Origin of the sequence: Nostoc sp. DedQUE05 (assembly GCF_034530955.1) — a bacterium.
Taxonomy (GTDB): domain Bacteria; phylum Cyanobacteriota; class Cyanobacteriia; order Cyanobacteriales; family Nostocaceae; genus Nostoc.
Genome location: NZ_JAVRCB010000020.1, coordinates 1 through 26,842, shown reverse-complemented (window position 1 = coordinate 26,842; position 26,842 = coordinate 1). Strand labels below are relative to the sequence as shown.

Sequence of the window (26,842 nt, the reverse complement as noted above, 5' to 3'; positions counted from 1 at the left end):
AAGACACTTAAGGAAAAAAGATAAATAAGTTTAGAAAAGTTAGATTCTCGCAATCTATTTTCGTTTGGCGTTGTCGATGCTGTCACTTGTTGGGGGAATGTCGAATTTACTTTACTTGGTAGGCATAGAGACTTCCCAAATTCCTTGATTTCCGCCATATTCTAGAACATAAATCTTATTGCTAATAATCTCAGCATCAATGGGATTACTAAAACCTTTGACAAGGCGTGTAGCGTTAAGTTTATAGTTGGTATTTCCTACTTTAGTTAACTTTAAATGCAGTAGGTCTTGGCTGGCATCTTTAAAAGGGCCTATTAGTGTTTCGCCAGTGGGATCGCCTGCTGTCCAACTCAACATAAATCCATTTTTCTTGAATTCTGGACTCATTACTCCTTGCGTATCAAAAACTAAGCCTAAAGGAGAACGGTGTGTTGTAAAAGTGCTAAAAGGTTGCCCAAGAACGCTGGCATCTTTGATTTTTCCATCTACAGGATCGCGGTAATTATCTGCGTCCGGGCCAAGATTAGGAATTGGTTCAATCAGTTTTCCAGTAGGTCGATTAGGAAAGGTTGGATCGTTACGATAGTAGCCTTTTTGGATGGCGTTAAATTGAGGGCTTAACAATCGGTCAGTGGCAGGATTATAATTGGGAAATTGTTGTGGATTATCTGTCCCACCAATACGCCAAGGAAAGCCGTAATTACCACCTAAGCGTAGCCAATTTAATTCTTCTGACATATCGCGATCTGGGCCATTTTCTGTGCCAAATAAATCCCCATTGGGCGCAAAAGCCATATCGAAAGTATTACGTATTCCTTCTGCAAAAATATAGCCAGCTGTCTTTAAAGTTGCTCGATTGTTTGCCAGAAAGAGATTGTTACCATTACTAGGAAGACGGAGTATACAGGCAGTTAATCCGACTTCGCGAGTATTGGGATATAGGCCATCAACAGACTGAATCTCACCATGATCGGTACGAGAACCGCTATTTACATAGATAAAGTTACCATCCAGGCTAACAACTACGCCGTTGAACCGATGGTCATAAGCTGTTTTGCTTTTGGGATAGGCTTCACTCTTAGCTAAGATAGACCAGATACGCTGTTTTGTACTCGAATTAATTACACCTTTAACAATAATTGCTTGAGTTTGGTTATTCACAAAGTCTGCATTGCCAACTAAATAAATTGTGCCGTTAGGGCCAATGGCCATACCTTGAGTTTCACTTAAATTATGATTACTAGAGTTGTAAACAAGAGTTTTAGTAGAGGAGGCTAAATTGACTTGATAAATCTCACCATTTCGTTTGAGGTAATAGAGAGTATTGTTTCGTGGATCTTTTACAATCCGCACAGAAGGAGATACTGATAATGTATTAATAATATTGCGAATCTTGATATCAGGACGCAGGCTTTGAGGGACAGCATTTACTCCAATAGTGCTATGATTTAATAACACTATTGTAAATAATAGTGTTATTGTAAATAACAGCGTTTGAACAGCAATCTGATTGAAAAATCTGCGTTTAACTTGGTTAGATGATTTCATGTTATTCATGATTTTCTTGATAAATTGGTTATTTAATTTTGTTGCTAAATTCTTATTGATGAGTGGAAAAATTTTGGAATTTTAGCTTGGATTTTAGGAAATCATCGTGCTGAAACATTTAAACCTTTATGGGACATTTTTTGCAGTTGGCAGCGCTATTTTTATGTGATGGATGGAAAGTTTACCTCAGTCTTATTAACCTAGAAGATCGTATCGTCAGTAAAACATATATGACCACAGTAGAATGTGAAAATACACGTTTACGTCATTATCTTATACACCTACAGACACTCCTAATGTCACTACTGCTTCGCTATGGAAAAAAGTTATGCTATTCCAAATTAGTAGATATGCTTAAATATTCAATTCAAATGTTACTTAGCTCTTTTAAGTATAGAGAAATACCCATATTTAGCTAATTCATCCTGCATTTATGTAACGCCTATCAGTGCAATCATACTACGCTCCCATCTTTTAAAAGCGAAAAGCAATCCGCACCTGGAAAAACTTTCCAACAAAATATTTCGGATTGTCTGATAACTTACTGTATTCTGGGATATCCTACCTTGTGGAAAGCCAAATAATGACTATGAATATGCAACGACTCATCAAAAAAACTTCTAACCCAATTCGCAAGATAACAGACGTAACTCCACCATCGACTGAATCCATTGAGATGCCTGAGAGTCAAGATATTCCTGAATCGGTGGTTGAACCAAATCTACCTGTGTACATTGAAGCATCCGAATCGGACTACATCTGGGAACACTATCGCCCTTTGCGCTCCGTTGGTAACTCTGGCTGGCAACCGTCTGATGTGTGGCGCGAGTTGAGGATTGATAATTTCTGTGGGTGAGTAATATGAACGCAGAGAGCCATTCGATTTATGGCTGAATAAAATTATACGTTTGTGTAAGTTCTGCTGAAATGTAATTTCTCAGCTACAGCAATAAAGTAGCGCAGATTTCATAGTCTCATATTTTTGATACTTTATACGTATCAATTTTAAATATATATATATTGGACATTTCAAAAAAGGCTCCATATCATACTCGTACAGAGATTTGATTGAGGCCAGAGCAATGAGTGAAAAAACAACGTCAGAGAATTTAAGAAGTAAAGCTGTTACACAAGGAGTACAGCGATCGCCAAATCGGGCTATGCTGCGTGCAGTAGGTTTTCAAGATGAAGACTTTAAGAAAGCGATTGTGGGTGTGGCTAATGCCTACAGCACCATTACTCCCTGTAACATGGGGATTAATCAACTAGCACTCATAGCTGAAGCTGGAATTAAACTAGCCGGGGCAATGCCGCAAATATTCGGCACAATTACTATTAGTGATGGGATTTCGATGGGAACTGAGGGAATGAAATATTCCCTTGTGTCACGAGAAGTGATTGCTGACTCCATTGAAACCGTCTGTAATGGTCAAAGTATGGATGGTGTGCTGGCTATCGGTGGCTGTGATAAAAATATGCCAGGGGCAATGATTGCAATGGCACGGATGAATATCCCAGCTATCTTTGTTTACGGTGGGACAATTAAACCCGGACACTACAATGGCCGCGATTTGACTGTTGTGAGTTCCTTTGAGGCTGTGGGTGAACACAGTGCTGGCAAAATTGACGACACCGAACTGATGGAAGTAGAACGCCGCGCTTGTCCTGGTGCTGGTTCTTGCGGTGGGATGTTCACAGCCAATACTATGTCCTCGGCCTTTGAAGCAATGGGTATGAGTTTACCCTATTCTTCCACAATGGCGGCGTCAGATGACGAAAAAGCCGATAGCACGGAAGAATCAGCCAAGGTATTAGTAGAAGCAATTCGCAATCAACTGTTACCCCGGCACATTATCACGCGTAAATCTATAGAAAATGCTATTTCTGTAATTATGGCTGTGGGTGGTTCAACTAACGCCGTGTTACATTTTCTAGCGATCGCTCGTGCGGCTGGTGTAGAACTTAATCTAGATGATTTTGAAATTATCCGCGATCGTGTCCCGGTTTTATGCGATTTAAAACCCAGTGGTAGATATGTTGCCACAGACTTACATCAAGCTGGTGGTATTCCTCAAGTGATGAAAATACTATTGGTGCATGGATTACTTCACGGTGACTGTATCACCATCACAGGTAAAACCATCGCCGAAATTTTAGCAGATGTCCCCGATGAACCACCAAGCAATCAAGATGTAATTCGTTCTTGGAATAACCCGATGTATGCTCAAGGTCACTTAGCCATCCTGAAAGGAAATCTCGCTACAGAGGGAGCAGTAGCAAAAATTACCGGGGTGAAAAATCCCAGCATTACCGGTTCTGCAAGAGTTTTTGATTCCGAGGAAGAATGCTTAGATGCCATCCTTGCAAGTAAGATTAAAGCCGGTGATGTGATTATCGTCCGCTACGAAGGCCCTATTGGTGGCCCTGGGATGCGGGAAATGTTAGCACCCACCTCAGCAATTATTGGTGCAGGTTTAGGCGATGCAGTGGCGTTAATTACTGATGGGCGCTTTTCAGGTGGTACTTATGGGATGGTAGTCGGACACGTTGCTCCCGAAGCCGCCGTTGGTGGTGCGATCGCTCTGGTCAAAGAAGGTGATAGCATCACTATTGATGCTAATTCTCGCTTGTTACAAATCAACATTTCTGATGCAGAATTAGCCAGTCGCCGCGCCAAATGGCAACCCCGTCCACCCCGTTATACAAAAGGCATCTTAGCAAAATATGCTAAGTTAGTTTCCTCTAGCAGTGTTGGTGCTGTCACAGACTTGGATTTATTTCATGAGTAGGGAGTAAGGTTAGAGACGCGAGATATCGCGTCTCTCTACAAGAGTATGGAAAAACAATTTTCTGCTATTGGCTGTGAAACTTACTTATGTTTTAAAGTAGAAAATAGTTGAGTGAAAGTGTTTGTTACTACCAATGAAAGTTTTAGGGTCAGTCTTGCCAATCCTGTTGTTGTTATGCAGTCCTGCTATGGCAGTTGAGCTTAAAGGACAAAATATTGACGGCCAAAAGCTACCTGCTACAGCTTATTATTATGCAACTGGTGGGGTCTACAAAGTTCAGGTGCGCTTTCACAACAAACGAGCCACAATTTACTTTGATGACGGCAACCAAACAACTATACAGCTGAACCAGCAAGCGATCGCTGACTCAAAGAATATTGAAGGTTTTGGAAAACTAGGACAATATCCTCTAAATAGAATATTCAGTGTGGGGTTGGTGTATGACAATAATTGGCTCGGTAGCAATGATAGTCAATTCCAACTGTCCAATCCGCTAGACGGGTTGTGGAAAATTAGTTTGGAGTGAATACTCATCCGACTTTAAAAAGGTTTTTCACTTCTGACAGAGCAACTCAACAATATGTCCTCTGCTAGACTCGAAGTAACTACTTAATTACTAAAGTAACATATATCTATAATTATATTGGATTTTTAAATAACTAAGCTGCTTAAAAGCTTGCCAGACAAAGATTTCCTTTTCAGGATGCGATCGCGATTCAAGTAGGATTACTATATATATACGAATATAATAATTACATAAATGAAAGTTGGTATTCAAAATACAGTAGAAATTCTAGAGCAAGTTCACCAATTAGAGTCCACACTAGGTCTTAAAAATGAAGCCTGCCGTTCTAAATTTTTGATTCATTCTGACTTCACGTCAAAAGTTTTTTTGTTTTTGCATGGTTTTACAGCAGGCCCTTACCAGTTCGAGCCGCTTGGTAAAGCTTTCTTTAACAAGGGATATAACGTTCTGATTCCTTTACAACCCGGTCATGGCCGCTCAGGTGACTGGAAGTCTCAAAATCCTCCACCCCTGCCAACAGATATTGATATTTATCAACAATTTGTCATCAAATGGTTGCAGATTGCCAAAACGCTAGGGCAACAAGTTGTAATTGGTGGATTATCAACAGGTGGAACTTTAGCTGCTTGGTTAGCTTTAGAGCATCCTCAAGAGATTGACCGCACTTTATTGTTTACGCCTTTTTTAAGTAGCCGCTATTTACTATTCGATCAACTCATCAAAATTCTGCCAATTTACTTTGAATGGTTTAACAAAGATGCACCTGGGAATTTTGGTTATAAAGGTTTTCGTCTGAAGGCCTTACGGATATTTCTGGAATTGGGATATCAGGTTTTAGACAAGGCTCAAAGCTGTGTTTCTGCCCCAATCTTAATGGTATGTAGTGAGGCAGATAGTGCTGTTAGTCGCTCGAAACAGCAGGATTTTTTCCGAAGAATACTTAAGCAGCAACCGAAATCCTGGTATTACTGTTTCGATGATTCGCTTCATATTGAACACCGAATGATGACAAAATTGGAAGACAATGATTATGAAGAACTGGTAATTATCCTTGCTAAAGCATTTGTTGAGAGTAATTTAACTTGGCTAGAGTTTCAGGAAATGGCAAAGCGGATAGCGCAGGGACAAGCTTATGACCAAATCATGCGCGAACTCAACTTTGATGAACAAGTTTTTCCACAGCTATCTGCAATGATGACTCAAGGTTTCGGCTGTGAGCATCTTAAATGTATTAATCCAGATTTCTAATGAACATCCCAATTTTGCAAAAAACGGAGAGGTTAAAAAGTATTTGGCATTTCAAAATATAGTTCAAGTATCGAGAGGTTCAGTTAACAGCTATTATTATAGATAATTGGTTTTTAAAGACGCGATGAATCGCGTCTCCATATCAGTATTTTGACTGATATGAACTGTATTGGCTCAACCTTCAATTTAATTAATGATTGGCTAAAGACGCGATGAATCGCGTCTCTACAAATGGTCTATTTGTCGCATTCTTTAAATTGGTATTAATTTTGAGCCTGAGCCAGAATCGGTAAGGTAATTACAAATTCTGTTCCAACACCCACGGTAGAATTCACAACCAGGGAACCGCCATGTTTTTCTACAACAATAGACTGAGCGATCGCTAACCCTAATCCCGTTCCTTTACCAACACCTTTCGTAGTAAATAAGTGGTCAAATACTTTTTGCTTGACTAATTCACTCATGCCTTGACCATTATCAGCAATGCTCACTTCAATTTGTTTATTTATTAGAGAGGTAGTAATTTTAATTCGATTGGGATTGGCTTGAATTTCTCCAAAACTCCGACCTGTATTTGATTCATCCAAGGCATCAATAGCATTTGCTAAGATATTCATAAATACTTGATTTAATTGACCAGGGAAGCATTCAATTTGTGGTAAATTTCCGTACTCATTGATTACTTCAATAGCTGGACGTTCTTCGTTGGCTTTCAGACGATGTTTGAGAATTAAAATCGTACTATCAATGCCTTCATGAATGTTAAACGGTACTTTGTAATCTCTATCAGCACGAGAGAAAGTACGCAGACTGGTGCTAATGTTCTTGAGCCTGTCACACGCCATTGTCATCGAATCAATCATCTTGAGCAAATCTTCTAAGGTATATTCCAAATCGATTTCTTCAGCATGAATTAAAATTTCATCTCCGGGAGTAGGAAACTTTTGTTCATATAATTTCAAGTGTTCGATAACATCAATAAATGTTGGTTTAGCTTGTTGGAGACTGGCAGCAATAAAACCAAGAGGATTATTCATTTCATGAGCGACGCCAGCAACTAAGTTACCCAATGCAGACATCTTTTCACTTTGGACGATTTGTAATTGAGCTTGTTGCAAATCTTGTAAAGCTTGCCCAGCTTGCTGATAAAGCCGAGCGTTTTCTAAAGCAATTGCTGCTTGGGAGGAAAGTAGGTTAATCACCTGTAAGCGGTTACTAGTAAATACTCCTTGATTCAATTGATTTTCTAGGTAGAGAATCCCCACCAAATGACCTTGGTTAATAATGGGCGTGCATAATACGCTTTGAGGTTGATGTAGGAGCAGATATTCTCCAATTACACCAGGAATACTCGTTTCACAATTGTCTATGATGACAGTTTCTTGAGTATTTTTAACGTAATTGATCAGTTTTCTCGGAATATATTGACAAGCATCTATTGGTTGTGAATCAAGAATAGTTTTGACATCAGTCTGGGAATTTAACTGTTGATCGATAAAAGTAATTGCCCGCACTTGCCAAGTATCCTCTTGAGGAAGAATTAATACAGATGTTTTCGCACCAGAATTTTCTAAGATAATGCGAGTGAGACTGCTGATAAGTGCGTCTAATTCGATACAACTGGAGATAGTTTGAGCTGCTTTGAGAATGCAGGTTAAATCTAGAGCATCAGAAATATTAGTGCTGCTGGTAGTGTAAGAAGTAGATGTACGAGCAATGCTGGCTATGGTTTCTAAGGGATTTAAGTTAAATTCTTGCTGTTGGAAAATGGGTTTGAGTAATTTGGGATAGCGTTTTTCCAAGTCATCAGTTTTGGCTTTTGCTCCCCAACGAGCATAACTGTAATATGCTTGTTGCAGATATCCTTCTGCGGCTTTTTCTTTACCCCATTCTAGGTAAAATTTGGCAGCAAGTTCGTTAGCGATCGCGGCTTCTTGAACATAGCCATTGGCGATCGCTTCTTGGATCGCTATTTCATAATAATCTGCGGCTTGTAGGCGATCCCTAGTTACACGAGCTTGTTCAGCTAAAATTAAATTGTACTTGTGCTGATAATTTACGGGTGCATGAGTCGCCCATTGTTGCATTTTTGACTGGTTTTCGGCTACTTTCTGGAGATAAACCTCTTGCTGTGCTTCATTTACCTGAGAACAAAGAGCTAACAAACTTAAAGATTGATAGAAATTCCGCAAAGGAACAATTAATAAGCCTGCTGCTCCCTGCTCATACTGCTCAAATTTTTGGGAATATTCCCAAGCAGATTCATACTCACCAAAAAGATAAGCCAGGAGCGTTTTTGCTAGATAGACATAACAAATACCATTGATATTGTTTGTTTCAATTAAAGTTGGTAACATTTCAACCTCGTGAAAATGCTTACCAATTAAACAACAGGGATTAGCCGCTTCTCCTTGTAAATTTAGCACCGTCTGCCGCCAGATATTTCCCCAAACCAGAGATACTTCTTGTTTTATTTGCTGCATGAGATCGCAATATTTATCTGCCTCCAGCACAGCATTTTCTAGGTTTTCTCCGCTCCAAAAGAGAAATTGACAATAGCAATTGGCACAATAGCCTACATATTCTAAATTTCCGGTTTCTAATCCACTCTGCAATCCCTCCAAAAATAGATTTAATGTGGATTTAATTGAATCTTTCCAATGTTTAATAAACAGACTAAAGGTTAAATAAACTCTACTTTTAAGTTCTTTAGTTTGAAATTTTTCTAAAAGTTGTACTGCTAGTTTACCAAACTGATATCCATCTTCAATTGCACCAATACTGCACAAAAATAATCCATAGAGACTATAAGCAACAGCTGCCTGTGGTGAGTTGCCGTACTTGATACAAATCTCGATCATTGTAAAAATTTTGAGCGGCAATAACATCGGTTTGGCTATATAGACTGGAGCAAACAAACCCGATAATATGCAGAGCGCAACTATTTTTTGGGGATCAATCATTTCTGGCATATCTGCTAATGCTGCTATCGATTGATCAACCAACATTTGTTGTAACTGGTTATATTCATCAAAAATCATTTGAGTGTTACTGTCTTCAGGTAACGTCAAATCTAGTAATTGCAATGCTTCTCTACCTGTGGCTATTGCTTCAATAAATTTATTTTGTGCCGTATAAGATTGGATTTGAATCTCATAGGTACGAACTTTTTCCAATGGAGATTTAGCGTTTTTGAGGATAATCTCTACTAATGATTTTGATGACTCAAAGTTTGTATTCAGATATTCTGCCTCAGCCGCAGATTCGTAAACAGCAAGGGCCAAATCGTAGCTGCTTTGCCAAGCATTTATCGGTAATAGAAGCATTGCCACTTTTAAATACTCAACTGCTGTTGCATAAGCTGTCGAGTTTTTGGCTTTACAACCCGCTATCAAATTTAACCGGGATAAATGTTCTCGTTCGTCAGCTTCTTTTAATAATTCCAGTCCGTAATTAAATTGATTAACGATCGCAAAAATTCCTGATTGCTGCTCTTTAGGTGTATTCTGCAACAACAATCGCCCAATTTGCAGGTGTGTTGACTGTTTTTGTGCTTCTGGAATTAGTGAATAGGCTGCTTGCTGGACGCGATCGTGTAAAAATTTATATACAACCATCTCAGACTGTTCTTGAGTAGCTGCTTGATTTTCGGAACCAACAAAAAACTTATAAATCTCACTTTGCGGCAAAATCAACCCTTCTTGCAAAGCGTTCCATAAACAATCTGCGGTTTCTACCTCAGATTGTTTAGAAACAATCACTAATGTTTTTAAATCGAACTGATTACCAATACAAGCGGCTAGCTTCAATTGTTGTTGAGTTGATTCTGGTAATCTTCGTAATTGAAAAACCATAAAATCAACAACATTGTCTGCTAGAGTTTGCTGATTTATTTGAGAAATGTCACACTGCCAACACCCTTCGGCAAAATTGAATTGAATTAGTCGATCTTGATGTAATGATTTCAGGATTTGAGTGGCAAAAAATGGATTCCCTTCAGCTTTACGATAAATCAATTGTGAAAGAGATAATGCCACATTTTCTGCACAATTTAAGGTATCGGCTACAAGTTGGTTCAATTGTAATTGGTTGAGCGGTTTCAGGGCAAGACTATTCACCTTTACACCTGTTTTGCGAATTTCATCCAACATTACCATCAACGGATGTGCTGGAAATACTTCATTGTCTCGATATGCACCAATTAACAATAAATATCCCTGATTAGCTTCATTCATTAATAATTGCATCAATTTTAATGAAGCTGAATCTACCCACTGCAAGTCATCTAAAAATATAACTAACGGATGTTCTTTAGTTGTAAATACTTGGAGAAATTTCTGAAATAATAAATTAAATCGGTTTTGTGCTGCGTTACCTGATAATTCTGGTGCAGGTGGTTGTTTGCCAATAATTTTTTCTAATTCAGGAATGACTTCAATAATTACCTGTCCGTCTTCACCTAATGCTTGAATAATTTGATTTTGCCATTTGTTTATTTGTATCTCACTTTCTGCTTGTAATTGCTCCATGAAGTTACGGAAAGCTTGGACAAATGCAGAAAAAGGAATATTTCGATTAAATTGGTCAAATTTGCCTTTGATAAAATAACCGTGTTGACGAACAATAGGTTTATGCACTTCGTTAACAACGGCAGTTTTACCAATTCCCGAAAACCCAGCTACCAGGATTATTTCTGTTGCTCCCAGGCTGGCATTTTCAAATGCTTCTAGCAGAGTTTCTACTTCTGCTTCTCGTCCATAGAGTTTATCAGGGATAATAAATCTGTCGCACACATCCCTTTGGGCAATTGGGAAACTTTCAATTTTGCCAGTTGTTTTCAGTTGAACTAAACAATTTTCTAAATCATACTTCAATCCTAATACACTCTGATAGCGGTCTTCAGCATTTTTTGACATTAATTTGCTAACGATATCCGAAATTACCGCCGGAATTTGTAAGTTAATTACATCTATTGATGAGGCTACCTTAGCAATATGGGAATGCACCAATTCCATTGGATCGTTTGATTGAAAAGGTAACTCACCTGTGAGTAATTCGTAGAAAGTTACACCAAGCGAATAAAAATCAGTCCGGTAGTCAATTCCCCGATTCATTCTCCCTGTTTGTTCTGGAGAAATATAAGCTAATGTTCCTTCTAACACATTGGGGCTAATTAGCGTATGCATTTCTCTTGGTAATAGAGAGGCAATACTAAAGTCGATTAATTTAACTTGTTTGGTTTCTGGATTAATTAAAATATTGCTCGGTTTGATATCTTTATGAATGATCCGCTGACTATAGAGTATCTCTAAGGTATTACAAAGTGCGATCGCTATTTGTAAAAATTCTTGTAAAAACCTGATATCTCGCGTTTGATCGCGAGCAAAATAATCTTTTAGAGAAATGCCGCCAAAATCTTCCATCACCAACGCATAGGCATTTTGATACGCCTCTAGGCTGTAGGTTTGAACGATTAAAGATGAGTTTAGATTTTTGGCAATGGTGTACTGATTGCGAAACTGCACCAGTTCGTTGAAGGATGGATATGGATTTTTCAGCAGTTTGATCGCTACAGGTAATGAGTCACTTTCTCGATACCCTCGGTAAACTACAGTTCTCGAACCATTGTAGATTTCTTCAATGATTTGGTATCCATAAATATTAACATGAGTGCTAAACATACCGTTAAATCCGAGTCATTTATAACTTGATTATTCCCAAATTAATAACGGCAATTTAATGTTAATTAATAAAGATTACTATGGCTTTACTTTCGAGACTATTTATGAAGATAAACTTTAAATTGTATGGTACATTACACGCTAATTTATCTTTAAAGCATCCAATGCAGAGATAGAATATCTCACACAAGGTATCAAGGTTATCAATAGTAAATTAGGAACCTGCAAAGCGTAAAGTAGGAATTTTTTAACTCAAAAATATGCTTGTAAGGGCTGGGGAAAGATTAAAAGGGAAGAGGTTATACCATTTTAGATTTTGGATTTTAGATTTTGGATTGGGAATTGCCTTGGTGCGTCTGGCTTGGTGTGAATCCATCTGTCGCAATCATTTTTCAAAATGGTATTAAAAACCTTTCACCTTTTCCCTTTAAACTTTAAAGAACCAAGTTAACAACAGCAAACTACTAGTACCTGCTGGGATTTTTAGTTAGGTTTCGTAGTCTGACTAAAGGCAATTCCATACTCAAATAGAAGAGACTATTATTGATTGACAGTAGGGGAAGTTTATTACTTTGCCGACTGTTATTAGATAGGGTTATGTTATAACTAGTCCTCAACTACGGTTATCTGGAATTACCGCATAAGCATCAATTTCAAATAACATACCGTCAAGTGCAAGTCTAGGAACGGGAATAAGAGTGTTTGCCGGTGGTTTATTCCCCCATAAATTTATAATTTCACGTCCTAACGGGATCAATTTATTTTGGTTGTGATCCACTATAAGAACAGTAATTTTTGCGACATCTTGTGGTTGTGCCCCAACGGCTGCTAAGGCATAACGGAGGTTTTTAAAAGCCTGTATTAACTGCTTTTCAAATTCATTGGAGACAAGATTCCCTTGTAAATCAGAACCAAATTGACCAGAAATATAGACGGTTCTCGCCCTTGATGGTGTCACAGCTATATGGCTATAGCCATTTTGGGTTGGATTATATAATGTTGGTGGGTTCACCAATTTCAACTCTTTGTTGTCTTTAGCGCTTACTTCCGTTTGTGTTCCCACCATCAAAGCGGTAGTTATTCCACTACCTCCAAGCCACAAAAGTGCATTTCGTCGCGAGAAGTTTGCTACTAGCGAATTTACAGCACTGGTAATACGTTTAGTCATTAAAGCTCCTTAAATGTGAGTTCTCTATTTTTGCTCATACTTAGTTCTATTATCTATCCAATTATGCTAAAAAGCACTATTAATGAAATATAATGCCGTGCAATCACGTAATTAATAGCTCCTAATGGCTTTCAGGTCGTTTAGCTTTCGATATGGATGCAGTTAATACTTATACCAAATCAGGTTATTAACCCCCAAAAAGTGTATTAGGCGATCGCAGCGCGTGTTATTTTTCGTAAACAGGTTGTGTCGGTTAGTAGACTTCTTGGCTGTCGGGAAAAGGGGGAAAGGGACTCATATCATGTCCGGTTAAAGACTTATCATTAAGACGGCAGGGGAGCAGTTCTTGCTGGGGGCAGGGGGAAAGAGGGTTTCCTGGTTTTTGCACAGATGCGGGAATTATAACTAATTAGGCGGACATGATATCATGTTTTAAATCCCTTACTATGAGTCCCTTTCCCCTTTCTTCAGACCTCACAAGCGCATTTTTAGGTTGGCAGACTACTAGCGGTAATCTGCGCAAGTTTCTTTTGCAGCCCTCAATACTGGAGTTTAGACTAAATTCTTTTTTTAAGGCTACAACCTGTATGTGGTAAGCATTTTAGACTTCGGAATTATATCAAGCCTAGAAATTATCAAAGCTTGTCTGGATAAGGGTTTAGCGGTTTGATGGGTAAAATTAGTCTAAACTCCAGTCAATATTATGTCTGCTTGATTACTTATTAAACTATTGAAATTTTATATAAGGATATCTAAGTTTCCCGGCTTAGATATCCACTAGCAACATAACCTAAATTTAATAGATTGTTAGCTCTATTCTAACTACTATTTTTTGTTTTTAAATGGTTCTTAGGATAGTTATAAATTCATCCTTAAGTTGGATGTCAAAGTTAGATATATATTTTATTTTCATACACTTGGCAAATTTAATTATGATTTTTGTTGTATAATATAATGCTAATAGTTATTAGATAAATTTTCTGATTTTTACCTGAAGCTTTTATATTGGAACTAACTTCTCAAGCTGATTAGCGATCGCAACCATAAATATCAGCTATGTGTAGGTGCGTTAACACAGTGTAACGCACCCTAATTTCTAAGAGAAGTTAGTAATATTAGACTTTTCTAAACTTGCTACTAATCTCACTCCAAATTCTTCTTCAAACACTCCTTTTTTATAATCTAAGCTCCAAAGTTCTAAAGCACAATCATCATCTGATTGAGATGGAAAAATTAGCAGATTGACCTGCTTAAGTTGTGGATAATACTCACATTGCACTTGAGCAACTGCACCAATTTGTCGTCTATCTAATGCCACTGCCAATCTTAAAATCGCACTTAATTGACTAACAATTTGTCGTTGTTGTTTGGTCAGCAAATTTTGGTAGTTTTCATGTTTTTTCTTGGGCGGCGATTTGCGATGATAACGCGCTAAATTGGCAATAATTTCAATCTCGGTTTCTGTATAACCGAGTAATTCACCATTGCGAATTAAATAGTAAGAGTGCTTGTGGTGAGACGAATGGCTGATATAATGACCGCAATTGTGTAATATTGCCGCTGCCCACAGCATTTGTCGTTCATCAGTTCCCCAATGATGTAGAGTACCTTGAGTTTGGTCAAATAAACTCTCGGCAAATTTTGCCACGCGATCGCTGTATTCTAAATTGATATGGTATTTATCTGCGAGTTTGAGGATATTCCGTTCCCGAATTGAACTTTGATAGCGCAGCTTATCTTCAATTAAACCGTGGGTTAACATCCAGTCTACAATTACGCCTTCTCTCAGAGAACGCTCACAAACTGTTACCGATTCACTGCCCAAAAGGGTCATTGCTTCTTGTAATATGACTGCGCCAGCGAGGATAACTTCAGGGCGCTTCTCTGGCATACCAGGAATCTCAGCCCTTTCGGAATTACTCAGTTTCCGCAAGCGATTTACCAACTCTTGCAAGTCTTGAAGACTAAATTGGTAGCCATTGAGAGTGGAAGGAATAACACCTGACTTTTCCCGTGCATGAATCATCGCCAGGGTTTCAATTGTGCCCGCCGTACCCACCAAACGCGGAGATTCCCCTAACTCTAGGTTTGCTAAGATTTCTTCTACAGAACGTTCCAACATCCCGCGTGCATAAGCTTGCAGATACTGGAACTCAGTGGTGCTGATGGGGTCAGTAGTGATTAACTCGCTAGTGAGTCGCACTGCACCAACTTTGGTACTGGTGAGAGTCCGGGCTTGGTGACTATCGCCTAAAATCAATTCTGTGGAACCACCGCCAATATCAATAATCATGTGGGGCTGGTTGTTAAATTCCATCCCCGACAGCACACCAAGATAAATTCGCCGCGCTTCTTCTTGACCAGAAATCAAGTTAACGCTTAAACCCAACTCTGTTTCTATTGTGTGCAAAAAATCTTTACCATTGGGCGCTTCTCGCACAGCACTAGTTGCCACAGCGATGATTGTTTCAGCGTTGATAGTTTTGGCAACTTCTTGAAAGCGTCCTAAAGCAGCGATCGCCTTTTCAATTATCTCTGGCTTGAGTTCTCCAGTGGTAAGATTGCGATCGCCAAGCCTTACGGTTTCCTTTTCTCTAGCAATAATGCTGAAAGCTGGTAGTGTAGGGTCAATCTTGACTACTACCATGTGTAGAGAATTTGTTCCCAGGTCAATGGCAGCAATAATCCGATGTTGCTTAGATGGTTGAGTTGGAATACTCTCCCAGCTAGAAACTAAATTCAGCATCTAGTTTTCTCTCTTTATTAAGAAATGATGTCAAACGGTGATACGTCGGGGTAGCTAGCACTGATATTTATGACAACACACTTGCTCAGACTGAGTGCTGTTAGCGGTAGCAGGGCGTTGAGCCAGTGCTGAATATTGAGTAAATTAAAAAATACTCAGCATTCCCAACTCAGATCGATCGAGGGTAACTGAGCTATGTATATTCACCCTACTATTTATAACCGCAGTGACTATTTAAAGATATTTAAAGTTGCCACTTTGGGTTATGTTTTTACAAATAACAAATAACGTTATTCTATAGATGTAAAGAAGTGTGAATTAAAAAATAGGGCATAGGGAATGGGGCATAGGGAATAGGGCATAGGGAATAGGAGTAAAAAAGCAAGGGGAGAAATAACTAATCCCCAATGCCCAATGCCCAATGCCCAATGCCCAATGCCCAATGCCCAATGCCCAATGCCCCATCAATCAATCCTATGCTAACGACACCAGAACGCCCCCAGTCACCAATTTGGCTTGTAATTATCCGGCTTTTACGCTGGCATAAACCAGAAGGGCGGTTAATTTTAATGATTCCTGCCCTTTGGGCTGTGTTTTTGGCAGCTTCAGGAAAACCGCCTTTACCTCTGGTTGGTGTGATTATATTGGGTACTCTGGCCACGAGTGCAACTGGGTGTGTTGTCAACGATTTGTGGGATCGGAATATCGATCCAGAAGTGGAGAGAACACGCGATCGCCCCCTTGCTTCTCGCGCCTTATCTGTGAAAGTTGGAATTATAGTTGCGATCGTCTCGCTAGCATGTGCAGCAGTCTTGGCCTTTTATCTTAACCCCTTGAGTTTCTGGTTATGCGTGGCAGCAGTGCCTGTAATTTTGCTTTATCCAGGTGCAAAGCGGGTGTTTCCCGTACCGCAACTGGTGCTTTCCATCGCTTGGGGTTTTGGGGTTTTGATTAGTTGGAGTGCGGTAACGCAAAGCATTTCTCAACCAACTTGGTTGCTTTGGGGCGCAACTGTATTGTGGACATTGGGATTTGATACAGTTTACGCCATGAGCGACAAGGAAGACGATCGCCGCATTGGTGTTAATTCTAGCGCCCTTTTTTTTGGTAATTATGCCCCTCTCGCTATTGGAATTTTCTTTGCTGGCACAATCTTGTTGTTGTCTTGGTTAGGCGTAGTTATACATCTGCACTTAGCTTTCTGGATTAGCCTTGCAGTTGCTACTATCGGATGGGTTTGGCAGTCTCTGCGATTAAGAGAGCGATACTTACCTAATTCTGCTTATGGTGAAATGTTCCGGCAAAATGTGTGGATTGGTTTTATTTTACTTGCTGGGATGATTGCTGGATCTTTATAAGAGGTTGTTTTAAAAGTGTTTGGCTGTGTTTAATCGCATTTTCACCCCCCTTAATCCCCCCGATGCATTGGCTACGGTGTACACACAAGTCACATTACCCCCCTTAATCCCCCCGATGTATTGGGGGGAAACAGGAAAATCTAGTTCCCTCCCCAATACATACGGGGAGGGTTAGGGTGGGGTAAACAAATATTCGATACACTACTACAGACTTTTCAAACATCCTCTAAGAATTCAGGAGGCAAGAGGCAGAAGGCATTTTGAAGTAATTTTTCTAAAGCTAGATAGCTTTTCGCAGGAATCACACTTGGCATCACACAAATTAAGTTAATGCGAGTTGCCTTGAAGTGTATACTAACGCTTTACGATAGTAACGCAAAGCGATAGTATTGTGATTGTTAGTTTTAAATCTGAAGAGACAAAGCTTATCTTTGACGGCTTTACATCTTCTCAGTATCCGCCCAATATCCAAAAAACTGCTTTCCGAAAACTGCTCATCCTTGAGGCTGCAACGTCAATTAGCGATTTGCGCTCTCCACCTGGTAATCGTTTAGAAAAGTTAGTTGGCGACAGGAAAGGGCAGTACAGCATTCGTATTAACGATCAATGGCGAATTTGCTTTGTTTGGACGGATGAGAATAATGCCTCGGAAGTTGAAATAGTAGATTACCACTAATGCAGGTCAATAATTATGAATAACACCCGTCTGCCAAATATTCACCCTGGGGAAATCCTACAACTAGAATTTTTAGAGCCACTAAATATTACCCCTTATCGATTAAGCAAAGATATAGGTGTAGCTCAGACACGAATTAGTGAAATTTTATCTGGAAAACGCAGTATTACAGCAGATACAGCGTTGCGTTTATCTCGCTATTTTGGTAGCAGCGCTCAGTTTTGGTTGAATTTACAAACGCAATACGATATACGTCAAGCTCTTGAAGAAAATGCAGAAGTTTACAATCAAATACCTAAACTTCCGTTTAATGATGTAGCCTGAGTTTGTCAAGCAAAATTTTAAATTTTGTAGGGTGCGTCATTTGAGGGAGAATGGAAAATTTCATGGTTATAAAACTTGTAAGTAGAACAGGCGGGAAAAATCAAACTATGTTAATAAAAGTAAAGTGGAGTAAAACCCTCTTTCCTCCTGCCTTCTGCCTCCTGCCTCCTGCGTGAACCTGATGATAAATATTCACAGCGACTTACTTATCTTGCTTGGATTTTTAAAATTCACTAGAAAATATAAGTTACATTATAGCCCCCTCCTCGCTTGCAACGAGTGCGTTGGAGGTGGACTTCTTACTGATTATGCGTTGAAAATTTCCCATGCTATTTGATGCGTTTAAAAATCGTAAATCTCCTAAAATCGAATTCATCAAAACTAACCCAACCTGGCGCGTAGCGTGGGGAACAGTTGATGCAAATCATGAAGATATAGCTTGGCGAGATGAAAAAATTTCTGTAATTTTACCACGCACAACTTCGGAATTGCCGACAGAAAAATTAGCAATCAGTTCTAGAGGACGATTTGTTGTTGTTGGTGATGTTTGGTTAACTAACCGAGTGCAATTGCTGCAAAAGTTGGGAATTGAACCGGATAGCTTTCAAGGAAGTTCTCTGCAACTGGTGGCTAATCTTTGGGAACGATGGGGTAATGAAAGTCTTAGCCAACTTGTGGGGATGTTTGCGTTGGTGGTTTGGGATAGAGAGAAACAGGTGTTGAGATTGGTTCGCGATCGCATCGGTGTGCGTACTCTCTATTACACTACCACTGGTTCAGTTCGTTGGATTGCGCCTCAACTGAGAACTTTAGCACCTCATCGTTCATCCGATTTAGATTTGGTGGCGTTGCGAGATTATCTTTGTTGTGCTTTTGTTCCTGGCGAACGAACCCTTTGGGAACAGGTGCGAGAACTGCGACCTGGAACTGTTTTAGAATTTCCTGACTACAAAGCTACAGCTTATTGGCAGCTTCAAGAACAGATTATAGCAAGCGATCGACCCTTAGCATGGCATGGCGATCGCTTGCGAGAACTTCTAGAGCAAGTTGTTCAAGAATATTTACCACCAGCTAATGAACCCGTTGGCGTTTTTCTTTCTGGTGGTTTGGACTCTAGCAGTATCACTGCTTTAGTAGCAAAATTCCACAAAGCACCAGTCCACACCTTCTCGATTCATTTTGGTTCAGAATGTCCCAATGAGTTAGAATTTTCCAGTCTCGTTGCATCCCATTGTCAGACGCAGCACCACATTTTAGAAATTACTTTTAAGGATATGTGGTCACGCCTGCCGGAAACAATGGCTTATTTAGATGACCCCATTGGCGACCCATTAACTGTTCCCAACCTGTTGCTGGGACGACTGGCGAGAGAAAGCGTAGAAGTAGTTTTAAATGGTGAAGGTGGCGACCCTTGTTTTGGCGGCCCAAAAAATCAGCCGATGCTAATTAATAGTTTATATGGCTCTGTCACCAATCAAGATGCATTGCAAGCTTATTTAATTTCCTTTCAAAAGTGTGCTGTTGACTTACCACAACTTTTAAAACCAGAAGTTTGGACAGCAGTACAAACAGCGCCTTGGGTTTTTGCAGAAGATTTATATTCCCAAGCTAGCTATCTGAATCGGTTGATGGCAATGAATATCAAATTTAAAGGCGCTGACCAAATTTTGACGAAAGTCAGTAACTTGACTCAAGCTGCTCTTTTGCAAGGTCGTTCTCCTCTGTTTGACCAACGAGTAGTAGAGTTAAGCATGGAGATACCTCCAGAGTATAAGCTTTCGGGAGTGGAAGAAAAAGCAGTTTTAAAGCAAGCGATTACCTACGGTGCGTCTTTGGCGATCGCAGATATCTTACCAGACACAATTATTCATCGTCCCAAAAGTGGGATGATGGTACCAGTGCAGCTAGGATTTCGGAAATATTGGCAGCAAGAAGCCAGAGATTTATTGCTCAATCGAAATGCAGCTATCACTCCTTACTTAAACCAGATGCCAATTCGTAATTGGTTAAACTATCAAGGAGATACTTGGAGCCGATATGGAGTAAAGCTGTGGTTGCTTGCTAGTTTAGAAATTTGGTTACAAGTAAATCAAAAAGCGCACTAGTGAAAGCAACAAAAAGATACGTCATAACTCAATTGAGTTATGCCTTCGCTATCAGTGCTGGGTAATAAGTGAAAAAAAATACTCAACACTGATGGAAATTTGAAATCTTAACTCATCCCCTGGCTTTTCATAAAAAGCTGTAAGGAAATCGAAGTCATTAGACTTATTGCAAAAGTCGGGGTAAAAGGGTAAAAAAACTCAAAATCCTTTCCCTTTAACCTTTTCCCTTTTCCCTAAGAGTGCAAAAATATATTTTTGCAAGAGGTCTATTAGTACCAATGATAAATGACCAAAGACAAATGACTCTTGTTATATGAATATTTCCTGACTTATGTCAGCATTTTTTGTTTTAAAAACCACTGAAAAAACGCATTTTCAAGTGATTGCCGATTTTCTGTTAATTTATTTTTGATTATTTCCTGAGCTAATCTCCGTTTGCGGTGTACTCTCAATATACGGTAACTACCAATACTTCTCGGTTAAGGGGAAAAAAGAAAGGGGAAAGGGGAAAGAAAAAACCTTTAACTCAAACCCAGTAACCTTTTGCCAAAGCCCGATTCCGAATTAAAAATGCACAAAGCGAGAAGTATTGCGGTAACTAACACACTCAACCTTTGAGATCGATTACACCCAGAGGTGAATACCATGAACAATTATCCTCAACAACAGGAATTTATTTTAAGTCAAATTACAAATAAATATTTTCAGCGTCGGGATTTCAGTGGATGTGACTTGAGAGGAATCGACCTGAAAGGAATTGATTTAAGTGGTATTAATTTAATTGGAGCTGATTTGCGTGATGCAAATTTATCTGGCTGTGTTCTGACTCGTGCTAATTTAAGTGGTGCAAATTTGATCCAAGCTAGCTTACGCGAAGCTAATTTGTATGAAGCATCTTTATGTGAAGCCAATTTGACTAATGCTGATTTAACACGAGCAAATTTGTGCGGAACATTCTTATGGCGAGTAAAATTCATAGGTAGTAATCTTTGGGGTGCTTCTTTATGTGATGTAGATTTGAGAGAAGCAGACTTAAGTGAAGCCAAATTAATTGAAGCATCGCTGATTGAAGCTAACTTAAGTTTTGCAAATCTCACACGAGCCAAGCTATGTGGAGCAAAATTACTAGAAGCTAATTTGACTGAGGCTAACTTAACTAGTGCAGACTTGACATGGGCAAATTTAACTAAAGCAAACTTGAGTAAGGCAAACCTTTGGAAGACAAATTTGATTTATGCGAAGTTGCGAGATACTATCATGCCTGATGGCACAATTGAGCAACCTCAGATAGTTATTTATTAGCTAGAAGTAGCTCTGCCAAAGTGAGATAATCTTCTGATTTCGTTTCCATACTCTGCATGGAAACGAGATATAGCATAATTCAGAATTCAAAAGTCAGAATAAGTAAACTTGAAACCCAATACTTATCGGGTTTTGGGGAAGAGGAAAGGGAAAGAAAAAACCTTATAACCCTTACCCTTTTCCCAAAACCCAATTCTGAATTAAAAATGCACAAAACGAGAAGTCTTGAAGCCTTAGTTAATACAACTTCAATATTGATTATAAATATTCCTTATATCATAAGTAATGCTTAAGCTGTAGTTAACACAGCTTCTTCTGCGATTATGAATGCTCAAGCCGTAGTTAATACGACTTCTTCTGTGATTATGAATGCTCAAGCCGTAGTTAACACAGCTTCTTCTGTGATTATGAATGCTCAAGCTGTAATTAACACAGCTTCTTCTGTGATTATGAATGCTCAAGCTGTAGTTAACACAGCTTCTTCTGTGATTATGAATGCTCAAACTGTAATTAAAATTAGATATAGCCGTTCCCATTCCGATGCGGTACAGCATTATACCGAGGGATGTAGGGCACGGCACTGCACATTAGTGTCAACTTAAGAAGATAAAGCCCAAATTTGTTGGGTGTAAGCGTCAATCTCTTGATGACGCTTACGCTTAGTTTTGACTATTCCAAAAGACCTGTCCGAAAATTAAATTCCCGTGAAGATAGGAGATATAATTTTATTTTTATAAATCCTAATATTTACCATATATAGCTTTGGCGGATTGTATAGCATAATAAATCGTGTTGGCGCTTCAAATTTAAAAATCCTATTTTTTGTTTCTAAACTATCATCAACTATCCCAAACCCTTATTGCTACGTTGAGCGAAGACATATAAGCACCCTTTAAAACCCTTGTACAGACTGGGTTATAAATTTACGGACAAGTCTAAAGAGCTTTTGATGTTCTACAATATAGCTGACAACATCTTCCTGAAATTTGTTGATACACAAGGTTTAACACTACCGCTATCATTACTGATAATGTCAATATTCGCGATGCCTGCGGCAGGCTGCGCCGACGCAATTTTTTTGTTCATCTTTCCCTGAACATAATTTTAGTGGCTTGAAGCTCGCAGGAGATAACAATGAATATAGTTGTTTTTCGATTTCCTCAATTGGCGGTGCTGGTATTTGCTTGTGTTGACGCAAATCCGGGTTTCCAATACTGGCTGGCCGTTTTGCACCTATGATGTAATATCTATGTAAATGTTCTTAGTAATACATCTTATACTAACTTTTTGCTTAAGTTGACACCAATGGTATCTATACGCCCCTACTTAGAACACGGAACTTCAAGCGTAGAACCTTAAAGTTCACTTGCTGACTGACAAGAAATAAACACAGGAGAAAATCATGGCTAATTCATCATTCAACCTGCTTAACCTCTCTTCTTTAAATGGCACTAATGGCTTTATAATTAACGGCATTGCACAATCTGACCAATTAGGCTTCTCAGTCAGCAATGCGGGGGACATCAATAACGATGGCATTGACGACCTGATTATTGGGGGGGCAACTAGTATCGTCTTCAACGGCTATGATGCTGGGCAAAACTATGTAGTGTTTGGGAAGACGAATCTAGGCAGTGGCGGCAGCCTCAACCTCTCTTCTTTGAATGGCACTAATAATGGCTTTTTGATTAACGGCATTGCACAATCTGACCAATCAGGCTATTCAGTCAGCAATGCGGGGGACATCAACAACGATGGCATTGACGACCTGATTATTGGGGCATATAATACCGGACCTTACGACAAAGATAATGCTGGGCAAAGCTATGTAGTGTTTGGGGGAACGAATCTGGGCAGTGGCGGCAGCCTCGACCTCTCTTCTTTGAATGGCACTAATGGCTTTATAATTAACGGCATTGCAGTAAATCCCTACTCAGGCTATTCAGTCAGTAATGCGGGGGACATCAACAATGATGGCATTGACGACCTGATTATTGGCGCACCGAATGCCAAGGGCAATGGCAAAGATAATGCTGGGCAAAGCTATGTAATGTTTGGGAAGACGAATCTGGGCAGTGGCGGTACCCTCAACCTCTCTTCTCTGGATGGCACTAATGGCTTTTTGATTAACGGCATTGCAGAAAATGACTCTTCAGGCATCTCAGTCAGCAATGCGGGGGACATCAACAACGATGGCATTGACGACCTAATTATTGGCGCACCGGGTGTCAAACGCAACGGCATCCGTAATACTGGGCAAAGCTATGTGGTGTTTGGGGGAACCAATCTAGGCAGTGGCGGCACCCTCAACCTCTCTGATTTGAATGGCACTAATGGCTTTTTGATTAACGCCATTGCAGTAGATGACTTCTTAGGCGCCTTTGTCAGCAATGCGGGGGACATTAACAACGATGGCATTGACGACCTAATCATTGGGGCATTTAATCCCTACGCCGACGACAGAAATTATCCTTGGCAAAGCTATGTGGTTTTTGGGGGAAGGAATCTGGGCAGTGGCGGCACCCTCAACCTCTCTTCTCTAGATGGCACTAATGGCTTTTTGATTAACGGCATTGCAGTAGGTGACGACTCGGAGGGCATCTCAATCAGGAATGCAGAGGATATCAACAACGATGGCATTGACGACCTGATTATTGGCGCACCGGGTGCCAAACCCAATGGCATCCGTAGAGCTGGGCAAAGCTATGTGGTGTTTGGGGGAACCAATCTGGGCAGTGGCGGCATCTTCAACCTCGCCTTCTTGAATGGCAATAATGGCTTTATAATTAACGGCATAGCAGAAGATAACTACTCAGGCAAATCAGTCAGCAATGCGGGGGACATCAACAACGATGGCATTGACGACCTGATTATTGGGGCACCTTATGCCGACCCCAACGGCATCCGTGATGCTGGGCAAAGCTATGTGGTGTTTGGGGGGACGAATATTGCGACTAGCAATACTTCTCCCAACCTGACTGGAACTTCCGATGCAGATAACTTATTTAGCACACCTAGCAACAACATCATCAATGGGTTGACTGGTGACGACACCATAAAAGGCAATGGCGGTGAAGATAAATTTTTGTTTCGCCTTGGCGATGGCGATGACACTATCGCCGATTTTGGTGGCATTGGTAAAAACACAACCCCAACATCGGCGGCGATCGCCAATGTTGACACCTTACAATTTAAAGGTTCGGGTTTAACTGCCCAAAATCTGCAATTAACTCAAAATGGTAACAATTTAGAAGTGACTTTTGAAAAAGTGGCTTTTACCAAAGTCACTTTGCAAAACTTTAAACTAGAAAACCTGGATAATCTCCCAGAAAGCGGTTCACAACCTGCACTTGGCAATATCCTATTTGATGGGCAAACCAACATCGCCGACAGCTTTGATGTCTTCGATGCTAACTCCACTCAAACTTCGCTATTCAACAAGAACACGGTGACTTTCCTCAATGACCTTAACAATAACATCACAGGTTTTGACAACTCTGCTGATGTGGTTAATGGTCAGGGGGGTGACGACATCATCGACGGTAAAAATGGCAATGACATACTCAGAGGTGGTGCGGGCAATGATACCCTTGTCGGTGGTGCAGGCAATGATACCCTTGTCGGTAGTGCGGGTGCTGACCCTTTCTTCAACCTCTCTGACTTGAATGGCACGAATGGCTTTATAATTAACGGCATTGCGGCACGTGACTCTTCAGGCTATTTAGTCAGCAATGCAGGGGACATCAACAACGATGGCATTGACGACCTGATTATTGGGGCACCTAGTGTCTCCCCCTACGACAAAGATTCTGTTTGGCAAAGCTATGTAGTGTTTGGGGGGACAAATCTGGCTAGTGGCGGCACCTTCAACCTCTCTGATTTGAATGGCACTAATGGCTTTTTGATTAACGGCGTAGAAGAAGGTGTATTCTTAAACGGCTCAGTCAGCAATGCGGGGGATATCAACAACGATGGCATCGACGACCTGATTATTTGGGGACCAAGTGCCAATTCGGATGGCAAATCTTATCTTGGGCAAACCTATGTGGTGTTTGGGGGGACGAATCTGGGCAGTAACGGCAGCCTCAACCTCTCTTCTCTGGATGGTACTAATGGCTTTTTCATTAACGGCATTACAGGAATTGACTTCTCAGGCAAGTCAGTCAGCAATGCTGGGGACATCAACAACGATGGCATTGACGACCTGATTATTGGAGCAGTTACCTCCCCCAACGTCAAATATGAAGCTGGGCAAAGCTATGTAATGTTTGGGAGAACGAATCTGGGCAGTGGCGGTACCCTCAACGTATCTTCCCTAGATGGCACTAACGGCTTCGCGATTAACGGCGTTGTAGAAAATGGCCACTCAGGCTACTCAGTTAGCAATGCAGGGGACATCAACAACGATGGCATTGACGACCTGATTATTGGGTCACGAAAGTTCTACCCTGAAAGTTATAATTATGATCCTGGGCAAAGCTATGTAGTGTTTGGGGGAACGAATCTGGGCATTGGCGGCACCCTCAACCTCTCTGATTTGAATGGTAATAATGGCTTCATAATTAACGGCATTGCAGAAGATAGCGACTCAGGCTCCTTTGTCAGCGATGCAGGGGACATCAATAACGATGGCATTGACGACCTGATTATTTCGTCAAAATATGCTTACCGCAACGGCAAAGATTTTGCTGGGCAAAGCTATATAGTATTTGGGGGAACGAATCTGGGCAGTGGCGGCACCCTCAACCTCTCTGATTTGAATGGTACTAACGGCTTTTTAATTAACGTCATTGCAAAAGGTGACTCCTCAAGCTACTCAGTCAGCAAAGCGGGGGACATCAACAACGATGGCATCGACGACCTGATTATTGGGGAATCTGATGCCACCGCCAACGGCAAAAATTCTGCTGGGCAAAGCTATGTAGTGTTTGGGGGAACGAATATAGGCAGTAGCGGCACCCTTAACCTGTCTGACCTGAATGGCACTAATGGCTTTATAATCAACGGCATAGAAGCAAATGACTTATCAGGCTACTCAGTTAGCAATGCGGGAGACATTAACAACGATGGCATTGACGACCTGATTATTGGGGCATATGGTGCCGACCCCAACGGCAAAAATGGTGCTGGGCAAAGCTATGTGGTGTTTGGGAGGACGAATATAAACAGTGACGACACCCTGAAACCGACCGTAACTCCTGGTAATGATACCCTGACGGGCAACAGGCGTCAAGATAAATTTGTATTTCGCCCTGGCGATGGCAATGACACCATCACCGATTTTAGTGGCATTGGTAAAGGCACAAAGCCGTCGGTAGCAGCGATCGCCAATGTTGACACCTTGCAATTTACAGGTAGTGATTTAACTGCC

At 40.3% G+C, this 26,842-nt stretch carries 15 protein-coding genes and 2 pseudogenes; 12 read left to right on the top strand and 5 right to left on the bottom strand.

All coding sequences use genetic code 11. From position 1 onward, the window contains the following. Positions 1 to 111: 111 nt before the first annotated feature. Positions 112 to 1,557, bottom strand: coding sequence for a PQQ-dependent sugar dehydrogenase (locus RMZ42_RS16610; protein ID WP_322672412.1), 1,446 nt, complete (start codon positions 1,555 to 1,557; stop codon positions 112 to 114). 66 nt (positions 1,558 to 1,623) lie between these two features. On the opposite strand from RMZ42_RS16610, the pseudogene RMZ42_RS16605 reads away from it, so the two are divergent. The 5 genes and pseudogenes from RMZ42_RS16605 to RMZ42_RS16585 form a co-directional block, all read left to right on the top strand. Then, positions 1,624 to 1,967 (top strand): annotated as a pseudogene (locus RMZ42_RS16605) (IS1 family transposase); the annotation flags it as partial. A 164-nt stretch (positions 1,968 to 2,131) separates the two neighbouring features. Further along, entirely contained in the window at positions 2,132 to 2,404 is a 273-nt protein-coding gene (locus RMZ42_RS16600) for a hypothetical protein (protein ID WP_322672411.1), read from the top strand. Positions 2,405 to 2,630: 226 nt separating this feature from the next. After that, entirely contained in the window at positions 2,631 to 4,337 is a 1,707-nt protein-coding gene (ilvD, locus tag RMZ42_RS16595; protein ID WP_322672410.1) for a dihydroxy-acid dehydratase, read from the top strand. A gap of 187 nt (positions 4,338 to 4,524) precedes the next feature. Further along, a complete protein-coding gene (locus RMZ42_RS16590) occupies positions 4,525 to 4,863 on the top strand; it encodes a hypothetical protein (protein WP_322660052.1) in 339 nt (112 codons plus the stop codon). Between the two features lie 234 nt (positions 4,864 to 5,097). Next, complete coding sequence (locus RMZ42_RS16585; RefSeq protein ID WP_322672409.1) at positions 5,098 to 6,111, top strand: alpha/beta hydrolase; 1,014 nt, start codon at positions 5,098 to 5,100, stop codon at positions 6,109 to 6,111. Between the two features lie 263 nt (positions 6,112 to 6,374). On the opposite strand, the gene RMZ42_RS16580 is transcribed toward RMZ42_RS16585, so the two are convergent. From RMZ42_RS16580 to RMZ42_RS16570, 3 genes are all read right to left on the bottom strand, one after another. Next, positions 6,375 to 11,792: an AAA family ATPase gene (locus tag RMZ42_RS16580; protein WP_322672408.1), complete on the bottom strand. Its 5,418-nt coding sequence runs from the start codon at positions 11,790 to 11,792 to the stop codon at positions 6,375 to 6,377. A 613-nt stretch (positions 11,793 to 12,405) separates the two neighbouring features. Beyond that, on the bottom strand, positions 12,406 to 12,960 hold the full coding sequence (locus tag RMZ42_RS16575; protein ID WP_322672407.1) for a RidA family protein: 555 nt from the start codon (positions 12,958 to 12,960) through the stop codon (positions 12,406 to 12,408). A gap of 1,096 nt (positions 12,961 to 14,056) precedes the next feature. Beyond that, positions 14,057 to 15,706, bottom strand: coding sequence for a Ppx/GppA phosphatase family protein (locus tag RMZ42_RS16570; RefSeq protein WP_322672406.1), 1,650 nt, complete (start codon positions 15,704 to 15,706; stop codon positions 14,057 to 14,059). A 476-nt stretch (positions 15,707 to 16,182) separates the two neighbouring features. Between RMZ42_RS16570 and RMZ42_RS16565 the strand changes: the two genes are divergently transcribed. From RMZ42_RS16565 to RMZ42_RS16540, 6 genes are all read left to right on the top strand, one after another. Then, complete coding sequence (locus RMZ42_RS16565) at positions 16,183 to 17,064, top strand: 4-hydroxybenzoate solanesyltransferase (RefSeq protein WP_322672494.1); 882 nt, start codon at positions 16,183 to 16,185, stop codon at positions 17,062 to 17,064. 391 nt (positions 17,065 to 17,455) lie between these two features. Next, entirely contained in the window at positions 17,456 to 17,740 is a 285-nt protein-coding gene (locus RMZ42_RS16560; protein WP_322672405.1) for a type II toxin-antitoxin system RelE/ParE family toxin, read from the top strand. A 15-nt stretch (positions 17,741 to 17,755) separates the two neighbouring features. Beyond that, a complete protein-coding gene (locus RMZ42_RS16555; protein WP_322672404.1) occupies positions 17,756 to 18,064 on the top strand; it encodes a HigA family addiction module antitoxin in 309 nt (102 codons plus the stop codon). A gap of 326 nt (positions 18,065 to 18,390) precedes the next feature. Continuing rightward, entirely contained in the window at positions 18,391 to 20,169 is a 1,779-nt protein-coding gene (locus tag RMZ42_RS16550) for an asparagine synthetase B family protein (protein WP_322672403.1), read from the top strand. A 645-nt stretch (positions 20,170 to 20,814) separates the two neighbouring features. Then, complete coding sequence (locus RMZ42_RS16545) at positions 20,815 to 21,471, top strand: pentapeptide repeat-containing protein (protein WP_322672402.1); 657 nt, start codon at positions 20,815 to 20,817, stop codon at positions 21,469 to 21,471. Positions 21,472 to 21,794: 323 nt separating this feature from the next. Continuing rightward, positions 21,795 to 22,073, top strand: a complete 279-nt coding sequence (locus tag RMZ42_RS16540) for a hypothetical protein (protein WP_322672401.1) — start codon at positions 21,795 to 21,797, stop codon at positions 22,071 to 22,073. 375 nt (positions 22,074 to 22,448) lie between these two features. Here RMZ42_RS16540 and RMZ42_RS16535 read toward each other — a convergent pair. Beyond that, positions 22,449 to 22,708 (bottom strand): annotated as a pseudogene (locus RMZ42_RS16535) (IS4 family transposase); the annotation flags it as partial. A 165-nt stretch (positions 22,709 to 22,873) separates the two neighbouring features. On the opposite strand from RMZ42_RS16535, the gene RMZ42_RS16530 reads away from it, so the two are divergent. Continuing rightward, positions 22,874 to 26,842: hypothetical protein (locus RMZ42_RS16530; protein ID WP_322672400.1), on the top strand; the 3,969-nt coding region annotated here is incomplete at its 3' end.

Coding starts and splice junctions, on each gene's coding strand:
- RMZ42_RS16600 (WP_322672411.1), top strand. CDS start 2,132: ATGACTATGAATATGCAACGACTCATCAAAAAAACTTCTAACCCAATT.
- RMZ42_RS16580 (WP_322672408.1), bottom strand. CDS start 11,792: ATGTTTAGCACTCATGTTAATATTTATGGATACCAAATCATTGAAGAA.
- RMZ42_RS16540 (WP_322672401.1), top strand. CDS start 21,795: ATGAATGCTCAAGCCGTAGTTAATACGACTTCTTCTGTGATTATGAAT.
- RMZ42_RS16545 (WP_322672402.1), top strand. CDS start 20,815: ATGAACAATTATCCTCAACAACAGGAATTTATTTTAAGTCAAATTACA.
- RMZ42_RS16590 (WP_322660052.1), top strand. CDS start 4,525: ATGGCAGTTGAGCTTAAAGGACAAAATATTGACGGCCAAAAGCTACCT.
- RMZ42_RS16565 (WP_322672494.1), top strand. CDS start 16,183: ATGCTAACGACACCAGAACGCCCCCAGTCACCAATTTGGCTTGTAATT.
- RMZ42_RS16585 (WP_322672409.1), top strand. CDS start 5,098: ATGAAAGTTGGTATTCAAAATACAGTAGAAATTCTAGAGCAAGTTCAC.
- RMZ42_RS16575 (WP_322672407.1), bottom strand. CDS start 12,960: ATGACTAAACGTATTACCAGTGCTGTAAATTCGCTAGTAGCAAACTTC.
- RMZ42_RS16550 (WP_322672403.1), top strand. CDS start 18,391: ATGCTATTTGATGCGTTTAAAAATCGTAAATCTCCTAAAATCGAATTC.
- ilvD (WP_322672410.1), top strand. CDS start 2,631: ATGAGTGAAAAAACAACGTCAGAGAATTTAAGAAGTAAAGCTGTTACA.
- RMZ42_RS16610 (WP_322672412.1), bottom strand. CDS start 1,557: ATGAATAACATGAAATCATCTAACCAAGTTAAACGCAGATTTTTCAAT.
- RMZ42_RS16555 (WP_322672404.1), top strand. CDS start 17,756: ATGAATAACACCCGTCTGCCAAATATTCACCCTGGGGAAATCCTACAA.
- RMZ42_RS16570 (WP_322672406.1), bottom strand. CDS start 15,706: ATGCTGAATTTAGTTTCTAGCTGGGAGAGTATTCCAACTCAACCATCT.